Here is an 18,781-nt window from a genome sequence, read left to right on the forward strand (position 1 = left end):
CCCGCGCACATCGTGCGCGGGGCCCCGTCGTTCGCGGACGAATCAGCGGCCGGTCAGTGCGATGCCGACTGCCTGGTCGAACTGCGCAGCGAAGCCGTGCTGCGCGGCGAACTCGCCGGCGACACCGAGTGCCTGCTCGACGGCCTGGTCGACCGGCGCGGCCTCGGGTGCCGGGGTTGCGGGTGCCGGGGCGGCGGGTGCCTCGGGAGCGGGGGCGGGCGCGGCCTCGCTCTCGGTGGTCAGGTACTGACCGCAGACCGGCCACGCGCCCGGGCCCTGGGTCTGCAGCGTGTTCTCCGCGACGCGGATCTGCTCGGCCTTCGAAGCGGTGTGTGGGCTGCCGGTGCCGCCGTTGGCTGCCCAGGTGCTCTGCGAGAACTGCAGACCGCCGTAGTAGCCGTTGCCGGTGTCGATCGACCAGTTGCCGCCGCTCTCGCACTCCGCCACCGCGTCCCAGTTGTGCGGGGCAGCGGAGGCGGTACCGGTGGCGAGGCCGAACGGCACCGCCACGAGGGCGCCGGTGACAACGGCCGTACCGAGGCCGCGCTTACTGAAGAAAGTGGTCATGCGGGATGAATCCTCTCCGCGCTCGCCGACGCCGGACCCGGGGCACCGCTCGGTCGTGGCGGTGCGGACAGTCGGCCGGGTCGCGTCGCTGCCCCCTGAAGGTTCCGTCGTACCGACTCCCGCGGGGCAGCTCGGCGGCGGCGGGACGGCGTCGGCTCGGTGGTTTCGAGCCGCGGCCGACCGTACCGAGCCGTCGCGACCCGGGCCACCGGCCGCAACAACGCCCCGGGTGTCCATCAGGTGGGACGAGCGACCGGCGTTTGCGCAGGTCGGCACGGCATGTCGGCCGACCCGTCACGCGATCGTTATGCCTCCGTTATGTGAGGGGGATCATGCGCCGAGTGTGGTCCAGGACACGCGATGGCGCGCGAAAATGACTTTCGCCCAGGCGATTTGCATTCCGTTCACCGCGCCGTGTAACTTCGTTTCTGCAACGCGGGGTGGAGCAGCTCGGTAGCTCGCTGGGCTCATAACCCAGAGGTCGCAGGTTCAAATCCTGTCCCCGCTACCACGCCGAAGGGCCCGGCACCGGATGATCCGGTGCCGGGCCCTTCCGTATGAGATCAGGGCTTCATGTCGACAAGTACGCGTCGCAGCAGCTTCCCCGTCGCATTGCGCGGCAGTTCGTCGAGGAAGACGACGTCACGCGGAACCTTGTAACGTGCCAGGTTCGCCTTGACGTACTCCTTGATCTCCTCGGCGTCGCGCGCGGAGCCTTCGGCCGGCACCACGAAGGCGCGCAGCCGGTGACCGAAGTCCGGATCCTCCACCCCGACCACCGCGGCATCGAACACGTCGTCCCGTTCGACGAGAAGGTTCTCCACCTCCAGCGGGTACACGTTCTCGCCACCGGAGACGATCATGTCGTCGTCCCGGCCGTCGACGAACAGCAGTCCCGCCTCGTCGAAGTGCCCGACGTCGCCTGTCGAGAGCAGACCGTTGATCCGCTCCTTGTCCCGGCCGTCCGTGTAACCGTCGAAGCTCAGCCCGCTCGCGACGAAGATCCGGCCCACCTTGCCGGGTGCCGTGATGCGGTTGCCTTCCTCGTCGTACAACTCCACCCGGCACGTCACAGGAGGCCGTCCGGCCGTACCCGGCGCCCGGCGGATGTCCTCGGGTGTGGCGACGGTGGCCACCGCGCATTCGGTCGATCCGTACAGGTTGTGCAGGACGTCGCCGAAGTACTCGCGGGTGCGCCGGCACACGTCCGGCGACAGCGCCGAGCCGGCGGAGAAGATGATCTGCAGGCTCGACGTGTCGAACCGGCCGATCGCCTCGCCCCCCAGGTCCAGGATCCGCTGCAGCATCGTCGGCACGACGACGAGCACGTTCGCCCGGTGCCGTTCGATCAGGCGAACCGTTTCGAGCGGATCGAACCGCCGCTCCAACACCACCGTCTGACCCAGCGCCAGGGCGAGTCCGAACTGCGAGATTCCGGTCCCGTGGAACGCCGGCGCCGCCATCAGCATCGTCTGTCCCGGCCGCAGCGGTACCCGGTCCAGGAACTGCGCCGAGGCGAGCGGCGACGTGCGCTCGCGCGGGGCACCCTTCGGGGTGCCGGTCGTGCCGCTGGTGAGCAGCACGAAACCGCCGAGCGTGCTCGGTGCGGGAACAGTGGACCGGTCGAACTGTGCGAGCACGGACTCGATCCCGGGTGGTCCCGGCTCCTCGCCCTCGAGCCACGAGCTGTACGTGCGCACATCCGGCGGCAGGGCTTCGGCCACCGCCGCGAACTCGGCGTCGTAGACGAACGTGCCGACTCCTTCACGTTCCGCGACGTCCGCGAGCTGGCGCGGAGCGAACCCGGTATTCATCATGACCAGCTTCGCGCCGAGCTTGGCGGCCGCGAGCATGGTGAGAACGAGTCCACGGTGGTTGCGGGCCATCAGGCCCATCACGTCGCCTGCCGCGACCCCGTCGGCCTGCAGTGCCCGTACGAGCGCATTCGACTGCCCCTCGAGTTCCTGGTAGCTCAGCCGGCCACGCTCGTCGACGAGGGCGACGGCGTCGTAGCCGCGCGCGGCGTGGGCATGTACCGGTCCGGCGAACGGGCCGTAGCGGCTCACCGCGACGAGGGTGCCGATTCCGTGGTCGACCCGGGGAAAGTGCAGCAGTCCGGAGCGGGCGAGTACCCGCACGGCGCCCAGCGTGTCGGTCACCTCCCCGACGGCAGCGGTGATCTTGTCCTTGAGGTCCTGCCCGGGCATGCTGTCCCCTTCGAGCTCGTGCCGGATTCGTCACCGCAACCCTAGTGGTGATGGACTTCACAGAGATGGACATTCGTCCGAATTCCGGGAAGCGGCCCGAAGCGTGAGAAAACCCCCGCCGTCGGTGAGTACGGCGGGGCCCGACCCCTCGGAGAAGTGGTCTGTGACCGGCTACTTCAGTTCGGCGCTCGACAGGCCCAGCAACCGTCGCGCAATGATGAGCTGCTGGATCTGCTGCGTGCCCTCGAAGATGTCGAGAATCTTCGAGTCGCGCGCCCACTTCTCGAGCAGCGGACGTTCGGAGTAGCCGTAGGTACCCGCCAGCTCGACGGCCTTGAGGGTGACCGCGGTGCCGGTGCGGCCGGCCTTGGCCTTGGAGATCGACGCCTCGAGCGAGTTCGGCTGCTTGTTGTCGGCCATCCACGCGGCCCGCAGCGCCTGCAGGTAGGCCGCCTCCCAGTCGGCCTCGAGCGCGAGGAACTCGGCGGCCGCTGCGTGCTGGTTGCAGGCCGGGACGTCGTAGGACACTTCGACGCCGGCCTCGGCGAGGATGCCGCGCAGTTCCTCGAGCGCCGCGCGGGCGACGCCGACGGCCATACCGGCGACGATCGGACGGGTGTTGTCGAAGGTCTGCATGACCCCCGCGAACCCCTTCTCGACGTTCACCTCGGGGCTGCCGAGCAGGTTGTCCCTCGGAATCCGGCAGTTGTCGAGCACCAGCACGGCCGTATCGGAGGCCTTGATGCCGAGCTTGTGTTCGAGGCGGGCCACGCTCAGGCCGGGGGCGTCCCGTGGGACGACGAACGACTTGATCGCCGCGCGTCCCTTCGACCTGTCGACGCTCGCCCACACGACCACGTGGGTCGAGCGCTCGCCGGCGGTGACGAAGATCTTCTCGCCGTTGAGGACCCACTCGTCGCCGTCGAGGACGGCGGTGGTGGTCACGGCGGCGGAGTCGGAGCCGAAGCTCGGCTCGGTGATGGCCATCGACGCCCACACCTTGCCGAAGCGCTCGAGCTGCTCGTCGGTGGCGACGGCGGCGATCGCCGAGTTGCCGAGGCCCTGGTAGGGGATCGAGAGAGTCAGACCCACGTCGCCCCAACAGGTTTCGATCACGTTGAGCAGCGACGCCATGTTGCCGCCGTTGACGTTGCCGGTCTGCTTCTTCGGCTCGTCGCCGCGGCCGAGCGCCGCGCCCGAGGCGCCCTGACCGGAGTCGTTGAGGCCCTCGACCATTGCCGCCATCGTGTCCAGCTCGACCGGGTAGACGTGCTCGGCGAGGTCGTACTTGCGGGAGACGGGACGGAAGATCTGCGCGGCGACCTGGTGGGCCTGGTTCGCCGACGCCTTGAGCCTCTTGGGAAGTTCGAGATTGATCATCGCGGGTTCCTAAATGTGAGGGGACGCTGCCGGGTCGGGCGGTTCAGACGAGGACGACGCCCTCGGCGACGCCCACGGCGCGCAGGTCGCGGTACCAGCGTTCGACAGGGTGTTCCTTGGTGAAGCCGTGGCCGCCGAGCAACTGGACGCCGTCGAGGCCGATCTGCATGCCCTTGTCGGTGGCGAGCTTGCGGGCCAGCGCTGCCTCGCGGGCGAAGGACAGGCCCTGCTCGGCCCGGGCCGCGCCGCGCAGCGTGACCAGCCTGATCCCGTCGAGCTCGATCTTGATGTTCGCGACCATGAAGGCGACGGCCTGCCGATGGCTGACCGGTTCGCCGAACGCCTGCCGTTCGTTGACGTAGGGGACGACGTAGTCGAGCACGGCCTGCCCGGTGCCCGCGGCGAGGGCGGACCAGCCGAGCCGGGCGAGGCGGACCGCGTCCGCGTACTGCTCGGCGCGCACGTCGGCGTCGGCGTCGCCGAGGAGGGCGCTCTGCGGGACGGCGACGTCGGTCAGGTGCAGCCGGCCGAGCCCGGCGGCGCGCAGCCCCATCGACGGGTCGGCCTCGATCACGACGCCCTTGCTGTCGGACTCGACCAGGAACAGCGACGGCTTTCCGTCGAGTTCGGCGGCGACGACGAACAGCTCGGCGCTGCCCGCGGCCGGCACCAGGGACTTGACACCGTTCAGCCGGTAGCCGCTGGGGGAGCGCACCGCCTTGGTCTGCAGCGCGAATGGGTCGAACAGCGCCCGCGGCTCGGTGATCACGACGCAGGCCTGCGGGACGTCGTCGCCGGCGAACGCGGGCAGGTACGTCCGTTGCTGCTCCTCGGTGCCCCACTGGGCGAGGGCGACCGCGACGCCGCTCGGCGCGAGGATCGGCAGGGCCAGCCCCATGTCGCCGTGAGCGAGTGCCTCGGCGACGAGCGTGTTGGTGACGGCGCCGCGCTCGGTGGCGACTCCCTCGAACGCCTCGGGCACGTTGACGAGGGTGATGCCGAGTTCGGCGGCCCGGGCGAGAAGGTCGGCGGGGGCGGCGGCTGCCTCGTCCGCGTCGTGCGCGGCGGGCCGCAGGATCTCGGCGGCGAACTCGCGGACGGTCTCGACGATCATCTGCTGATCGTCGGTGGGGGTCAGGTCGAACAGGTCGGTACGGACGGCGGTGTCGAGGCGCTGCGGTGCGCCGGATCCGCCGGTGACCTTCTTGAAGGTGCGGGTGGCGGCGCCGAGCGTCTTGAAGCCGGTCTTGGTGGACTGGTAGGTCACCCGGTCGATGGCCTGCCGGAGGTTGTACCGGTCCGCGAGTTCCGAACCGGTGATCCGGGTGAGCACCCGCATCGCCGCGCCCATGGCGTCCCGCCGGAGGGGGTTCAGGCCCACGGCGGACGTGTCGCGGGGGGTGTTCCGGGCCACACTGTCTTGCTTGCTCATGATCACCAGACGTTTCTCGATGTGGGGACGGACAGTCCCAATCTTACTGCGGAGTAAGATTGCTGTCTACTATCGAGTAAGTTGGTGGTGAGTGCTCTACCGGGCTTGCCGCAGACGGGTGAGCACACCGTCGTGCAGTGCTCCGTTGGTGGCGACCGCGCTGCCACCGTGCGGGCCCGTCGCGCCGTCGAGATTCGTGAACCGGCCCCCCGCCTCCCGGACCAGCACGTCCAGCGCAGCCAGGTCCCACAGGGACACCTCGGGCTCCAAGGCGATGTCCACCGCACCCTCGGCCAGCAGGCAGTACGAGTAGAAGTCGCCGTAGGCCCGTACCCGCCACACCTCGTCGGTGAGCGCGACGAACTCGTCGCGCCGGCCGCGGTCGCGCCAGCCCGACAGGCTCGAGAAACTCAGCGACGCGGCGGACAGCTCGGCGACCTGCGAGACCGTGAGCCGACGAGGCTGCGCGCCGTCGTAAGCCAGCCACGTCCCCGCGCCGGCCGCGGCCCACCAGCGGCGGTTCAGAGCCGGGGCGCTCACCACGCCCACCACCGGCACACCGTCGTCGAGCAGGGCGATCAGGCTGGCCCACACCGGCACACCGCGCACGAAGTTCTTGGTCCCGTCGATGGGATCGACCACCCACTGGCGGCCGGTGAACACGGCGTCGCCGCCGAACTCCTCGCCGAGGATCGCGTCCCCCGGGCGCTCGGCGCCGAGGGTGCCGCGCACGGCGCGTTCGACGCCGAGATCCGCATCCGATACCGGGGTCAGGTCCGGCTTGTCGGTGACGGTCAGATCGAGGGCGCCGAACCGGGTGCGGGTTATGGCGTCCGCCTCGTCGGCGAGGCGCAGGGCGAGATCCAGATCGGCCGAAAAGTCGGTGCTCATGCCCCAGACGCTAGTCCAGAGCCCACCCGGCCCCGAGCGGTGGCGAGGTCACGCCGCACACCCGGTAGCCTTGAGAATCGTGCATCCCGATGTTTCCGCAGACCTGGCCGAACTGGCGACCACCCTCGAGACCGTCGAGGCGGTCCTCGACGTGGACGAGCTGCGCCGGCGCATCGACGAGCTCGAGCACCAGGCCGCCGACCCGGAGTTGTGGAACGACCAGGAGCACGCGCAACAGGTCACCAGCCAGCTCTCGCACGCCCAGGGCGAACTGCGGCGTGTCGAGGAGCTGCGCTCACGGCTCGACGACCTGCCGGTCCTCTACGAACTCGCCGAGGGCGAGGAGGGGGAGGACCGCACCACCGCGCTGGCCGACGCCGACACCGAGCGCGCCGCCCTGCGCACCGACATCGAGGCGATGGAAGTGCGCACCCTGCTCTCCGGCGAGTACGACCAGCGCGACGCGCTGGTCAACATCCGCGCCGGCGCCGGCGGCGTCGACGCTGCCGACTGGGCCGAGATGCTCATGCGCATGTACATCCGATGGGCCGACAAGCACGGCTACCCGGTGGAGGTCTACGACACCTCGTATGCGGAGGAGGCGGGCATCAAGTCCGCGACCTTCGCGATCAAGGCGCCCTACACCTACGGCACCCTCTCGGTCGAGATGGGCACCCACCGACTCGTGCGCATCAGCCCCTTCGACAACCAGGGCCGGCGCCAGACGTCGTTCGCCGAGGTCGAGGTGCTGCCGGTCGTCGAGACGACCGACCACATCGACGTCGACGAGAACGACATCCGCGTCGACGTGTACCGCTCGTCCGGCCCGGGTGGGCAGTCCGTCAACACCACCGACTCCGCGGTGCGCCTGACCCACATCCCCACGGGGATCGTCGTCACCTGCCAGAACGAGAAGTCGCAGCTGCAGAACAAGGTCTCGGCGATGCGCGTGCTGCAGGCCAAGCTGCTCGAACGCAAGCGGCAGGAGGAGCGTGCGGAGATGGACGCCCTCAAGGGCGACGGCGGGAGCTCCTGGGGCAACCAGATGCGCTCCTACGTCCTGCACCCCTATCAGATGGTCAAGGACCTGCGCACCGAGCACGAGGTGAACAACCCGGCGGCCGTCCTCGACGGCGACATCGACGGGTTCCTCGAAGAGGGCATCCGGTGGCGCATGCGCGAGAACCAGAAGCAGAACCAGTAGGCCAGAACCAGCGACACGGAGGATCGACCCCTGTTTCCCGGTAGCAGGATTCTCGACTGGCTGTCGAGCAGCGGTCTGCAGATCGCGCTCACCGTGCTCGGCGCCGCGCTCGTCGCGCGATTCGTGAGCTGGGTCGGCGGCCGGATCACGCGGCGGATCGACGAGACCTATCAGCAGTCCGACGCCCTGGTGCGTTCGGAAGTCACCAAGCACCGCCACTCGGTGGCGCAGGTGATCACCTGGGTGGTGATCACGTTCGTCTACATCATCGCGACCCTGAAGGTCTTCGACTACCTGGCGCTACCCATCGGCAGCCTCGTGGCGCCGGCCACGGTGCTCGGTGCCGCGCTCGGCTTCGGCGCCCAGCGCATCGTCCAGGACATCCTCGCCGGATTCTTCATCATCACCGAGCGGCAGTACGGGTTCGGTGACACCGTCCAGATCTCGGTCACCGGTGCCTCCGCCGACGCGGTCGGCACGGTCGAGGACGTCACCCTGCGAGTGACGAAACTGCGCAACGCCGCCGGCGAGGTCATCACCGTGCCCAACGGGCAGATCAACAAGGCCGTCAACCTGTCCAAGGACTGGGCCCGTGCCGTCGTCGACGTGCCGATCCCGGTCACCGCGGACATCGCCGAGGTCAACGACATCCTGCACGAGGTCGGCGTCGCGGCGTTCGAGGACGAGAAGCTCAACGAACTGCTGCTCGACGAACCGACCGTGATGGGTGTCGAGAGCCTCGAGGTCGACCAGGTCAGCGTCCGCATGGTGGCCCGGACCCTGCCCGGCAAGCAGTTCCAGGTGGGCCGCGAACTCCGGGTGCGGGTCGCGCTGGCGCTGCGCCGCCGGGGGATGACCGTCAACCCCCAGCTGGACACCTCCACTCCCATCCACGGCATCGAGGCGGTGCAGTGAGCGAGCGACGCCGATTCCACATCCCGGACCACGTTCTCGGCGGCCGGGTGCGCACCACCACGTTGTCCCTGTGCCTGCTCTGGGTCGGCCTGTGGTTGCTGTACGTGTACTTGAATCCGGAGGACGAGCAGAGCGCGGCGGCGCCGCCGGGAGCGGTCGTCGTCAGCGACGTGCCGTACGTGCCGTACGTGCCGGAGCCCACGACGGTCGAGCCCGTGCCGACCACCACCGCCCCCACTACCACCGAACCGACTCCGACGACGACCGGCCCGACACCGACGGTCCCGGGCTCGGCGCCGGGCGGACGCGGCTCGGAGGCGGTGCCCGGTGCTCCGGCCCCGACGACCACGACGACCCAGCCCGGCCTGCGGTTGCCCGAGATCCCGATTCCCGGTCTCGGCAATTCGTCCCCCACCGAACCTACCGGCGAGTCGGTTCCTTAGGTCACCGTCCGATAACGGCTAGCATGGCGGCGTGATCCGCCTGGAGAATGTGTCCAAGTCGTACAAGACGTCGACCCGGCCGGCTCTCGACAAGGTGAGCGTCGAGATCGACAAGGGCGAGTTCGTCTTCCTCATCGGCCCGTCCGGTTCCGGGAAGTCGACCTTCCTGCGGCTGCTCCTCCGCGAGGACACCCCCACGTCGGGTGACATCCACGTGGCGGACTTCCACGTCAACCGGCTCTCGGCCCGGCGGGTGCCACGGCTGCGGCAGAACCTCGGCTGCGTGTTCCAGGACTTCCGGCTGCTGCAGCGCAAGACGGTGGCCGAGAACGTCGCGTTTGCGCTCGAGGTGATCGGCAAGCCGCGCTCGGTCATCGTCCGCACTGTGCCCGACGTGCTCGACCTCGTCGGCCTGTCCGGTAAGGCGGACCGCCTGCCCACCGAGCTGTCCGGCGGCGAACAGCAGCGCGTCGCGATCGCGCGGGCGTTCGTGAACCGGCCCCTCGTGCTCATGGCCGACGAGCCGACCGGCAACCTCGACCCGGACACCAGCCAGGACATCATGATGCTGCTCGAACGCATCAACCGCACGGGAACCACCGTGCTGATGGCCACTCACGACCATCACATCGTCGACTCGATGCGGCGCCGGGTGGTCGAGCTCGACCTCGGAAGGGTCGTGCGCGACGAGGCGCGCGGCGTCTACGGCGTCGGCCGCTGACTGCTCCCGCTCCATCGCACTCGCCCCTCCGGCAACCGAAGGACTTCGACACTCCATGCGTGCCAGCTTCATCCTGAGCGAGGTCGTCACCGGCCTGCGCCGCAACCTGACCATGACCGTCGCGATGATCCTGACCACCGCGATCTCCCTCGGCTTGTTCGGCGCGGGCCTGCTCGTCGTGCAGATGGCGGACAAGACCCAGCAGATCTTCCTCGACCGGGTCGAGGTGCAGGTGTTCCTCACCGAGGACATCTCGACCCTGGACCCGGACTGCGAGCAGGACATCTGCCGAACCCTGCGCTCGGATCTGGAGAACACCCCGGCAGTGGTATCGGTGCAGTACCTCAACCGCGAGGATGCCGTCGCCGACGCGACCGAGCGGGTCTTCAAGGATCAGCCGGAACTCGCCGAACTCGTCAGCCCCGAGAGCTTCCCGGCCTCGTTCAAGATCAAGCTCTCCGACCCCGACCGGTTCGGGGTGATCGAGGACCAGTTCGCCGTCCGACCCGGGGTCGACAGTGTCCTCAACCAGAAGGACCTCGTCGAGCGGCTGTTCAGCGTGCTGGGCGGCGTGCGCAACGCCGCGTTCGCGATCGCCACGGTCCAGGCGGTCGCTGCGATCCTGCTCATCGCGAACATGGTGCAGATCGCCGCGTTCACCCGCCGCACCGAGGTGGGCATCATGCGGCTGGTGGGCGCGACCCGCTGGTACACCCAGCTGCCGTTCCTGCTCGAGGCCGTCGTGGCGGCCGTGATCGGTGCGGCGCTGGCCATCGCCGGGTTGTTCGCCGCGAAGGGCGCCTTCGTCGACGAGGTGCTCTCGGAGGTCTACGAGGCCAACATCGTCGCCCGCATCTCCAACAGCGACGTCCTGCTGGTCTCCCCGATCCTGGTGCTGGTGGGCGTCGGCATGGCGGCGTTGACCGCCTACGTCACCCTGCGCCTGTACGTGCGCGAATAGCTCCCCGCCGGTGCGCCGGGAATATCCGGTTGTCTCCGCTACCTATGCTGTACACAGATCTGTCGGACGCATCGAGGACCGGAGGGGCCCGAAAGTGAAGGAAAAGGGCCGCAAGGTCATTGCCACCAACCGCAAGGCGCGGCACAACTACACCATTCTGGACACGTACGAGGCCGGAGTCGCACTCCTGGGCACCGAGGTCAAGAGCCTGCGTGAGGGCAAGGCCTCGCTCGTCGACGCGTTCGCCACCGTCGACGACGGCGAGGTGTGGCTGCGCGGGTTGCACATCCCCGAGTACGGGCACGGGACGTGGACCAACCACGCACCGCGGCGCACTCGCAAGCTGCTGCTGCACCGCCGGGAGATCGACAACCTCGTAGGCAAGACCCGCGAGGGCAACCAGACCCTGGTGCCGCTGTCGATGTACTTCTCCGACGGCAAGGTGAAGGTCGAGTTGGCGCTGGCCCGGGGCAAGCAGGACTACGACAAGCGCCAGGATCTGGCCCGTCGCACCGCCGAGCGCGAGGTGACCCGCGAACTCGGCCGGCGGGTGAAGGGCATGCGCTGACGGCGATCGTGCTCGCCCTGGTGGCCGCGGTCGGCTACGGGGTGAGCGACTTCCTCGGCGGAGTCGCGTCCCGGCAGGTGGCCGCGCTGCGGTTCGTGCTCGTGTCGTACCCGCTGTCGCTGCTAATGGTGCTCGCCGTCGCGCCGCTCGTCGGCGGTGGCGTCACGGCCGGCTCGCTCGGCTGGGGCGCGGCGGCCGGTGTGGCCGGCGGCGTCGCGATCTGGTGGTTCTACCTCGCGCTCGCCGCAGGTCCGATGTCTGTGGTGTCCCCGCTCACCGCCGTGCTCGTGGCCGGGATCCCGGTGCTCGTCGGCATCGCGACGGGGGAGCGGCCCGGGGCGGTCGCCTACGCCGGCATCGCGATCGCCCTCGTCGCCGTGGTGCTGGTCAGCAGGGAATCGAAGGAGAGTGTCGCCGGGGACGCGCAACCACGTTTCACCGCGAACGTGGCGTGGCTGACCGTCGGCTCCGGAGTCGCGTTCGCACTGATGTTCGTCGCGCTGCACCGCGTCCCCGAAGGCACCGGCCTGTGGCCCCTCGGCATGTCGCGGCTCACCGCGACGCTCGTGGTGTGGGCCGTGGCCATGGGGATGCGGCAGCTGATCCGGCCGCCGGGGCGGGTATATCCGCACATCGTCGCGGTCGCGGTCCTGGACGTCATCGCCAACGGTGCGCTGATGTTCGCCTTCCAGGGCGGCATGCTGTCGCTGGTCAGCGTGATCGGCGCGCTGTACCCGGCGGCGACCGTGCTGCTGGCGATGATCGTGCTGGGCGAGCGTATCGGGCGTGGCCAGATGGCCGGCATGGTGCTCGCCCTCACTGCCGTCGGCATGATCACCGCGGCCGCCTGACGGCTGTGATCCACGTCATTCACGGCTCGGAGGAAATGGGAATGACGGAGGGGGGTCCGCGCGTTAGAGTGGGTAGTCCTGCGAAGGTCGCAGGTACGTACGGGGCTGAACGGTTTCGACTGCGTACGTTGAGCTAGGGGAAGCGTGTCGGTGCAGGCAAGAGACCACCGTAAGCGTCGCTGCAAACCAATAAGCGCCGAGTCTACTCAGCGCGAGTACGCCCTCGCTGCCTAAGCGAGCGCGTCTCTGTCAGACCGGGTGTGCTCCCGCCCCGGATCCTGGCATCGACTAGGGAGCTTCACCGTACGGCTCGGTCGCGGAGCCGGACGGGACAGCAAACAGCGACTGGGATCGTCATCTCGGCTTGTTCGCGGGACCGGGAGATCCAAGTAGAGACATAGCGAACTGCACACGGAGAAGCCCTGGCGAGGCGGCGGAGGACCCGGGTTCGATTCCCGGCAGCTCCACCGGAACGCGAAGGACCCCGGCCACCCGGCCGGGGTCGTTCGCATTCGCCGGACCTCTACGGTTACCGGCATGGAGTACAAGCCGACAGCTGTGGTCGCCGCTGGGGGAGCGATGGGCGCCGTGGCCCGGTACGCACTGGCCGTGCAGTTCCCCGGCATCTGGACGATCGCGGCGGTCAACGTCGCCGGTTCGCTGCTGCTCGGTCTCGTTGCCGCGCTGCTCGGTCCCGATCGGCTGTGGCGCCTGTTCCTCGGTGTCGGGGTACTCGGCGGCTACACCACCTTCTCCACGTTCGCCGTCGACGCCGTCCGCCATCCCGCGACCGCCGTCGTCTACGTGACCGTGACCCTCGCCGGGGCACTCACGGCGGCACGCCTCGGTATGGCCGCCGGTGAGGCGTGGCGGCACCGGTCGGCGACCCGATGACCGTCCTGCTCGTCGCCGTCGGCGGCGGTGCCGGCGCGGTCCTGCGCTACCTCGCGGGCCGGCACGTCCGCTCCTTTCGCAGCGTCCCGGTGGCGACCCTGACGGTCAACGTCCTCGGCTGCCTGCTGCTGGGCCTGCTGTCCGGCGCCGCGCTGGCACCGGCAACGTTCGCGCTGCTCGGCACCGGATTCTGCGGCGGCTTGACCACCTATTCGACGTTCGCCGTCGAATCGGTCGGTCTCGTACGCGTGCGCCGCCCGGTCACGGCGACGGCATATGCGGTGGTGAGCGTGCTGGCCGGTACGGCCGCGGCCTGGGCCGGGTTCGCCCTCACGTCCTGACCGCCGCCGATCGGCGCGCGCGGTGCACGCCGGCCGGGCAAGATGAGCAGGGCAGGGTCGGGTGGACGAGGAGGTCACATGGCGCACGAACGAGCGGGACAACCGGCGGCAGCCGCGGATCTGGAGGATCTCGCGCACCTGGTCACCGCGTACTACACGGTGACGCCGGACCCGCAGGATCCGCTGCAGCAGGTTGCCTTCGGCACCTCGGGTCACCGCGGATCGAGCCTCGACGGCGCCTTCAACGAGCAGCACATCCTCGCCACCACCCAGGCGATCGTCGAATACCGCGCGGCGCAGCAGATCACCGGGCCACTGTTCCTCGGCCGCGACACCCACGCACTGTCGGAACCGGCATGGACGAGCGCACTCGAGGTGCTCGCCGCCAACGGCGTCGATGTGGTCGTCGACGCCCGCGACCGCTACACACCCACCCCGGCCGTGAGTCACGCGATCCTGCGGCACAACTCCGCCGGATCCGGGGCCCGCGCCGACGGAATTGTCGTCACCCCGTCGCACAACCCGCCTCGCGACGGCGGATTCAAGTACAACCCGCCGCACGGTGGGCCGGCCGACACGGACGCGACGTCGGTGATCGCGGCGCGCGCCAACGAACTGCTCGCCGCGGGACTGGACGGGGTGCGCCGGGTTCCCGTCGTCCGGGCGCTCGCCGACGCCGGCCGGCACGACTTCCTCGCCGCCTACATCGACGACCTGCCGAACGTCGTGGACCTCGACGCCGTCCGCGAGGCGGGGTTGCGCATCGGTGCCGATCCCCTCGGCGGTGCGAGCGTCGACTACTGGGGTGAGATCGCCGAGCGGCACCGGCTCGACCTGACCGTCGTCAATCCGCTCGTCGACGCCACGTGGCGGTTCATGACCCTCGACACCGACGGCAAGATCCGGATGGACTGCTCGTCGCCCAACGCGATGGCGTCGCTGATCGGCACCCGCGACCGCTACGACCTGGCCACCGGCAACGACGCCGACGCCGACCGGCACGGCATCGTCACCCCCGACGGGGGGCTGATGAACCCGAACCACTACCTCGCCGTCGCCATCGACTACCTGTACCGGCACAGGTCCGGATGGTCCGCCGAGGCGAAGGTCGGCAAGACCCTCGTGAGCTCGTCGATGATCGACCGGGTGGCCGCGGGCCTGGGCCGGGGTCTGCTCGAAGTTCCGGTGGGCTTCAAGTGGTTCGTTCCCGGTCTGCTCGACGGCACCCTCGGATTCGGCGGGGAGGAGAGCGCCGGCGCATCGTTCCTGCGGCGCGACGGCTCCGTGTGGACGACCGACAAGGACGGCATCCTGCTGGCCCTGCTCGCGTCCGAGATCACTGCCGTGACCGGCACGACCCCCTCCCGGCGCTACGCCGAACTCGCCGAGCGCTACGGCGACCCGTCGTACGCCCGGGTCGACGCGCCCGCCACGCGTGAGCAGAAGGCCGTGCTGGCGAAGCTCGCACCCGAACAGGTCGACGCCACCGAACTGGCCGGCGAGCCCATCACCGCGACCCTCACCGCCGCGCCGGGCAACGGCGCCGCGATCGGCGGACTGAAGGTCACCACGGAGAACGCGTGGTTCGCGGCCCGGCCGTCGGGCACCGAGGACGTGTACAAGATCTACGCCGAATCGTTCCTCGGTCCAGACCATCTCGCGCAGGTCCAGGACGCGGCGCGCGACCTGGTGTCCCACGTTCTCGGCTGAGTCCGCACCGGCGGGACGCGCCTGCCGGACCGATCGTGCGCGTCGCTAACATCGGGCCCATCATGCGAACACGCGACGCCGCCTTGCCGCGGGAGATCTGGGTCCTGGTCAGCGCGGCCTTCGTCATCGCCCTCGGCTTCGGTCTCGTCGCGCCCGCACTGCCGCAGTTCGCACGCAGTTTCGGGGTGGGGGTCACCGCGGCATCCGTCGTGATCTCCGCGTTCGCGGCCATGCGGCTGTTGTTCGCCCCCGCCAGCGGGAATCTCGTGCAGCGGCTGGGGGAGCGGCCGGTGTACACCGCCGGTGTGCTCATCGTGGCGCTGTCGACCGGCGCCTGCGCCTTCGCGACGGACTACTGGCAGCTGCTGCTGTTCCGGGCGCTCGGCGGGATCGGCTCCACCATGTTCACCGTCTCGGCGCTCGGATTGCTGATCCGCATCTCCCCGCCGAACGCGCGGGGCCGGGTGTCGGGGCTCTACGCGACGAGCTTCCTGCTCGGCAACATCGGCGGCCCGCTCGTCGGTGGCGCCCTGGTAGGTCTGGGGTTGCGGGCACCGTTCCTGATCTACGCGGTGGCCCTCCTCGTCGCCGCGGCCGTCGTGTTCGTGAGCCTGCGGCACTCCGCACTCGCCGCGCCGGACTCGGGCGGCAGCATGCCGGCGATGCGGTTGCGGGAGGCTCTGCGGTCGCCGGTGTACCGGGCCGCGCTCGGATCGAACTTCGCCAACGGCTGGGTCGTCTTCGGCGTGCGGGTGGCAATGGTGCCGCTGTTCGTGGTGGAGGTGCTCGGACGCGACGCCGGCCTGGCCGGAGTGGCGCTGACGGTGTTCGCCGTGGGCAACGCCCTGGTCCTGATGGTCTCCGGGCGGTTGTCCGACCGGTTCGGCCGCCGCCCGTTCGTCCTTCTGGGGCTCGTGGTGTGCGGGACCAGCACCATCGCGATGGGCCTGACCACGAACCTCGCGCTGTTCTTCGCGACCTCGTTGCTGGCCGGCGTCGGGTCGGGCCTGATGAACCCGGCCCAGCAGGCGTCCGTCGCCGACGTGGTCGGCAGCAAGGCGCGCGGCGGTCCGGTGCTGGCGACTTTCCAGATGACCGCCGACGTGGGCGCGGTGATCGGACCGGTCGCTGCCGGAGTCCTGGCGCAGCAACTTTCGTACGGGGCCGCGTTCGCCGTGACCGGTGCCGTCATGCTGCTGGTGGCCGTGCCCTGGGTACTGGCGCCGAGGCCCGTCCGGGAACCCGCGGTGACCGAAGCCACGGAGCGCTGAGCGCCGACCTCGGTACTGTCGATGAGGTGTGGATTCCCCTGCTCAGCCTGATCGCCCGGCTCGGTCTCGCCGCCGTGTGGCTGATCTCCGGCTGGATCAAGTTCGTTGATCCCTCTCAGACCGTCGTGGCCGTCCGCGCGTACCAGTTGCTGCCCGAGGTCCTCGTGCGGCCCGTCGCGGCCGGGCTGCCGATCTTCGAGCTCGTGCTCGGTCTGCTGCTGCTGATCGGGCTCGCGGTGCGCGCGGCAGCAGTCGTGGGTGCGGCCGCGCTGCTGACGTTGATCGTCGTGATCGCGTCGGTATGGGCGCGTGGGCTGTCGATCGACTGCGGGTGTTTCGGTGGCGGTGGGGCCGCCGACGTGGACGGCTGGGACTACGCCGGAGAGATCGCACGAGACCTCGGCTTCCTCGCCCTGGCCGCCTGGCTGACGGTGTTCCCCCGCAGTCCGCTCGCGCTCGGTCCCGGCTCCCGGGTGAGGCTCTCAGCACGCACTCAGCCCGCGATGGCAGAGTGATCCCGCATCGATTCCCGGACAGCGAAGGGCAGATTTCGTGAGCGCCAAGAAGGTCAAACCGGTCAAGTACACGCCGGAGCCGACGTCGAGCAAGTCCACCTTCATCCTCGGCGGGATCGCGGTCGTGGTGATCGCGGTGCTGGTCATCGGGGGCGTGCTGTGGCAGGCGAACCGAAGTAAGGCGCGCAACGAGGGCTACGGGGCGGTGCAGAACTCCGCGGTCCAGGTGGAGCTGCAGGACGACGGGGTCGTCCTCCTCGGTCTCCCCGACGCCGCGACCACGATCGACCTGTTCGAAGACCCGCTGTGCCCGTACTGCGCCGAGCTCGAGCACAAGCACGGTCAGGAACTGGCGCAGGCGATCGACGCCGGCGACGTCGCTGTGCGGTACCACATGCTCGCCTTCCTCGATCAGCTCTCCGCGAGCGGCGACTACTCGACCCGCGCGGTCGCGGCCGGTCAGTGCGTTGCGCAGAGCGGGGACGCGACGGCGTTCTCCGCGTTCCATGCTGCGCTGCTCTCGCCGGAGAACCAGCCCGCCGAGCGGGGCGAGAGCGACCTCACCAATGCCGAGCTGGCACAGATGGCGCGGGACGCCGGGGCGTCCGACGACGCGGCGCAGTGCATCGCCGACGGTGCACGTGTCGAGCAGGCGGCCGCCGACGCGGAGGCAGGGCGGCAGGCGCTCGCGGCGACGGGCGCGTCCGGCACCCCCGCGGTGGTGCACGACGGCACGGTGATCGACGCCCTCGGTAACGACAACTGGGTGGCCGAGCTCGGCTGAGGCGGCGGGGGGGGGGGGGGGGGGGGGGGGGGGGGGGGGGGGGGGGGGGGGGGGGGGGGGGGGGGGGGGGGGGGGGGGGGGGGGGGGGGGGGGGGGGGGGGGGGGGGGGGGGGGGGGGGGGGGGGGGGGGGGGGGGGGGGGGGGGGGGGGGGGGGGGGGGGGGGGGGGGGGGGGGGGGGGGGGGGGGGGGGGGGGGGGGGGGGGGGGGGGGGGGGGGGGGGGGGGGGGGGGGGGGGGGGGGGGGGGGGGGGGGGGGGGGGGGGGGGGGGGGGGGGGGGGGGGGGGGGGGGGGGGGGGGGGGGGGGGGGGGGGGGGGGGGGGGGGGGGGGGGGGGGGGGGGGGGGGGGGGGGGGGGGGGGGGGGGGGGGGGGGGGGGGGGGGGGGGGGGGGGGGGGGGGGGGGGGGGGGGGGGGGGGGGGGGGGGGGGGGGGGGGGGGGGGGGGGGGGGGGGGGGGGGGGGGGGGGGGGGGGGGGGGGGGGGGGGGGGGGGGGGGGGGGGGGGGGGGGGGGGGGGGGGGGGGGGGGGGGGGGGGGGGGGGGGGGGGGGGGGGGGGGGGGGGGGGGGGGGGGGGGGGGGGGGGGGGGGGGGGGGGGGGGGGGGGGGGGGGGGGGGGGGGGGGGGGGGGGGGGGGGGGGGGGGGGGGGGGGGGGGGGGGGGGGGGGGGGGGGGGGGGGGGGGGGGGGGGGGGGGGGGGGGGGGGGGGGGGGGGGGGGCCCCCCCCCCCCCCCCCCCCTCGCCGGTCGCCTCCTCGGTCCGTACTGACCAGGCGATTTGTTGTCGTCGACGGCGATGGTGTAATTTTCTCTTCGCACCGGGGAGTTGATCCCAGGTGACGGTACGGGGCTATGGCGCAGCTGGTAGCGCACCACACTGGCAGTGTGGGGGTCAGGGGTTCGAGTCCCCTTAGCTCCACTCTCTCCGGGACGCCCTGATCGTTCTGCGATCGGGCCGGTATCTCGGGCAATGCCGACATTTTCCCCTCGGAACCTGCTTCATGCTCTCTCGTAGCGGCGCACACTGTGATGGATCGCTTCGAAAACGGGAGAGGTGAGCTGTCGTGTCCGAAGGTTCGAACATCACCCAGGGTTCTTCTTCCGGTGCCGCGCCCGGTGCGGGTGCCACTGC

At 70.7% G+C, this 18,781-nt stretch carries 18 protein-coding genes, 2 tRNA genes and 1 other RNA gene; 16 read left to right on the top strand and 5 right to left on the bottom strand.

Going from position 1 to position 18,781, the window contains the following annotated elements:
• Positions 1-42: 42 nt before the first annotated feature.
• On the bottom strand, positions 43-567 hold the full coding sequence (locus QYS60_RS15900) for a transglycosylase family protein (protein WP_371383632.1): 525 nt from the start codon (positions 565-567) through the stop codon (positions 43-45).
• 434 nt (positions 568-1,001) lie between these two features.
• Between QYS60_RS15900 and QYS60_RS15905 the strand changes: the two genes are divergently transcribed.
• Positions 1,002-1,078 (top strand) — tRNA-Met (locus QYS60_RS15905).
• A gap of 52 nt (positions 1,079-1,130) precedes the next feature.
• On the opposite strand, the gene QYS60_RS15910 is transcribed toward QYS60_RS15905, so the two are convergent.
• The 4 genes from QYS60_RS15910 to hisN all read right to left on the bottom strand — a co-directional run bounded on the left by QYS60_RS15910 (position 1,131) and on the right by hisN (position 6,477).
• Complete coding sequence (locus QYS60_RS15910; RefSeq protein ID WP_289377634.1) at positions 1,131-2,774, bottom strand: acyl-CoA synthetase; 1,644 nt, start codon at positions 2,772-2,774, stop codon at positions 1,131-1,133.
• A gap of 171 nt (positions 2,775-2,945) precedes the next feature.
• Positions 2,946-4,154, bottom strand: a complete 1,209-nt coding sequence (locus tag QYS60_RS15915; RefSeq protein ID WP_054374296.1) for an acyl-CoA dehydrogenase family protein — start codon at positions 4,152-4,154, stop codon at positions 2,946-2,948.
• Between the two features lie 43 nt (positions 4,155-4,197).
• A complete protein-coding gene (locus QYS60_RS15920) occupies positions 4,198-5,592 on the bottom strand; it encodes an acyl-CoA dehydrogenase family protein (RefSeq protein WP_289377633.1) in 1,395 nt (464 codons plus the stop codon).
• 90 nt (positions 5,593-5,682) lie between these two features.
• Entirely contained in the window at positions 5,683-6,477 is a 795-nt protein-coding gene (gene hisN, locus QYS60_RS15925) for a histidinol-phosphatase (protein WP_371383633.1), read from the bottom strand.
• A 79-nt stretch (positions 6,478-6,556) separates the two neighbouring features.
• On the opposite strand from hisN, the gene prfB reads away from it, so the two are divergent.
• The 15 genes from prfB (at position 6,557) to QYS60_RS16000 (ending at position 18,568) form a co-directional block, all read left to right on the top strand.
• Complete coding sequence (prfB, locus tag QYS60_RS15930) at positions 6,557-7,681, top strand: peptide chain release factor 2 (RefSeq protein ID WP_054374290.1); 1,125 nt, start codon at positions 6,557-6,559, stop codon at positions 7,679-7,681.
• A gap of 93 nt (positions 7,682-7,774) precedes the next feature.
• The gene (locus QYS60_RS15935; RefSeq protein WP_238586405.1) at positions 7,775-8,596 is read left to right on the top strand and encodes a mechanosensitive ion channel family protein; all 822 of its coding nucleotides are present in this window, start codon (positions 7,775-7,777) and stop codon (positions 8,594-8,596) included.
• A complete protein-coding gene (locus tag QYS60_RS15940; protein WP_289377631.1) occupies positions 8,593-9,039 on the top strand; it encodes a hypothetical protein in 447 nt (148 codons plus the stop codon). The genes QYS60_RS15935 and QYS60_RS15940 overlap by 4 nt, the downstream gene beginning before the upstream one ends.
• A gap of 31 nt (positions 9,040-9,070) precedes the next feature.
• On the top strand, positions 9,071-9,760 hold the full coding sequence (gene ftsE / locus QYS60_RS15945) for a cell division ATP-binding protein FtsE (RefSeq protein WP_289377630.1): 690 nt from the start codon (positions 9,071-9,073) through the stop codon (positions 9,758-9,760).
• Positions 9,761-9,815: 55 nt separating this feature from the next.
• Positions 9,816-10,721, top strand: coding sequence for a permease-like cell division protein FtsX (ftsX, locus tag QYS60_RS15950; RefSeq protein ID WP_289377629.1), 906 nt, complete (start codon positions 9,816-9,818; stop codon positions 10,719-10,721).
• 94 nt (positions 10,722-10,815) lie between these two features.
• A complete protein-coding gene (gene smpB / locus QYS60_RS15955) occupies positions 10,816-11,289 on the top strand; it encodes an SsrA-binding protein SmpB (RefSeq protein WP_010594668.1) in 474 nt (157 codons plus the stop codon).
• Between the two features lie 20 nt (positions 11,290-11,309).
• Entirely contained in the window at positions 11,310-12,140 is an 831-nt protein-coding gene (locus QYS60_RS15960; RefSeq protein WP_289377669.1) for a DMT family transporter, read from the top strand.
• A 101-nt stretch (positions 12,141-12,241) separates the two neighbouring features.
• Positions 12,242-12,610: a transfer-messenger RNA gene (gene ssrA / locus QYS60_RS15965) on the top strand.
• A gap of 67 nt (positions 12,611-12,677) precedes the next feature.
• Positions 12,678-13,034: a CrcB family protein gene (locus QYS60_RS15970; RefSeq protein WP_289377628.1), complete on the top strand. Its 357-nt coding sequence runs from the start codon at positions 12,678-12,680 to the stop codon at positions 13,032-13,034.
• Positions 13,031-13,375: a fluoride efflux transporter CrcB gene (crcB, locus tag QYS60_RS15975; RefSeq protein ID WP_054374313.1), complete on the top strand. Its 345-nt coding sequence runs from the start codon at positions 13,031-13,033 to the stop codon at positions 13,373-13,375. The genes QYS60_RS15970 and crcB overlap by 4 nt, the downstream gene beginning before the upstream one ends.
• Before the next feature lie 78 nt (positions 13,376-13,453).
• A complete protein-coding gene (pgm, locus tag QYS60_RS15980) occupies positions 13,454-15,085 on the top strand; it encodes a phosphoglucomutase (alpha-D-glucose-1,6-bisphosphate-dependent) (RefSeq protein ID WP_289377627.1) in 1,632 nt (543 codons plus the stop codon).
• A gap of 62 nt (positions 15,086-15,147) precedes the next feature.
• Entirely contained in the window at positions 15,148-16,356 is a 1,209-nt protein-coding gene (locus QYS60_RS15985; protein WP_040783419.1) for an MFS transporter, read from the top strand.
• A 26-nt stretch (positions 16,357-16,382) separates the two neighbouring features.
• Complete coding sequence (locus QYS60_RS15990) at positions 16,383-16,871, top strand: MauE/DoxX family redox-associated membrane protein (protein ID WP_289377626.1); 489 nt, start codon at positions 16,383-16,385, stop codon at positions 16,869-16,871.
• A gap of 37 nt (positions 16,872-16,908) precedes the next feature.
• Complete coding sequence (locus QYS60_RS15995; protein WP_289377625.1) at positions 16,909-17,655, top strand: DsbA family protein; 747 nt, start codon at positions 16,909-16,911, stop codon at positions 17,653-17,655.
• An 840-nt stretch (positions 17,656-18,495) separates the two neighbouring features.
• Positions 18,496-18,568 (top strand) — tRNA-Ala (locus QYS60_RS16000).
• Positions 18,569-18,781 lie beyond the last annotated feature (213 nt).

This window comes from Rhodococcus sp. GXMU-t2271, assembly GCF_041414735.1.
GTDB lineage: Bacteria > Actinomycetota > Actinomycetes > Mycobacteriales > Mycobacteriaceae > Rhodococcus > Rhodococcus indonesiensis.

Coding starts and splice junctions, on each gene's coding strand:
- QYS60_RS15900 (WP_371383632.1), bottom strand. CDS start 567: ATGACCACTTTCTTCAGTAAGCGCGGCCTCGGTACGGCCGTTGTCACC.
- QYS60_RS15910 (WP_289377634.1), bottom strand. CDS start 2,774: ATGCCCGGGCAGGACCTCAAGGACAAGATCACCGCTGCCGTCGGGGAG.
- QYS60_RS15915 (WP_054374296.1), bottom strand. CDS start 4,154: ATGATCAATCTCGAACTTCCCAAGAGGCTCAAGGCGTCGGCGAACCAG.
- hisN (WP_371383633.1), bottom strand. CDS start 6,477: ATGAGCACCGACTTTTCGGCCGATCTGGATCTCGCCCTGCGCCTCGCC.
- ftsX (WP_289377629.1), top strand. CDS start 9,816: ATGCGTGCCAGCTTCATCCTGAGCGAGGTCGTCACCGGCCTGCGCCGC.
- QYS60_RS15970 (WP_289377628.1), top strand. CDS start 12,678: ATGGAGTACAAGCCGACAGCTGTGGTCGCCGCTGGGGGAGCGATGGGC.
- crcB (WP_054374313.1), top strand. CDS start 13,031: ATGACCGTCCTGCTCGTCGCCGTCGGCGGCGGTGCCGGCGCGGTCCTG.
- pgm (WP_289377627.1), top strand. CDS start 13,454: ATGGCGCACGAACGAGCGGGACAACCGGCGGCAGCCGCGGATCTGGAG.
- QYS60_RS15985 (WP_040783419.1), top strand. CDS start 15,148: ATGCGAACACGCGACGCCGCCTTGCCGCGGGAGATCTGGGTCCTGGTC.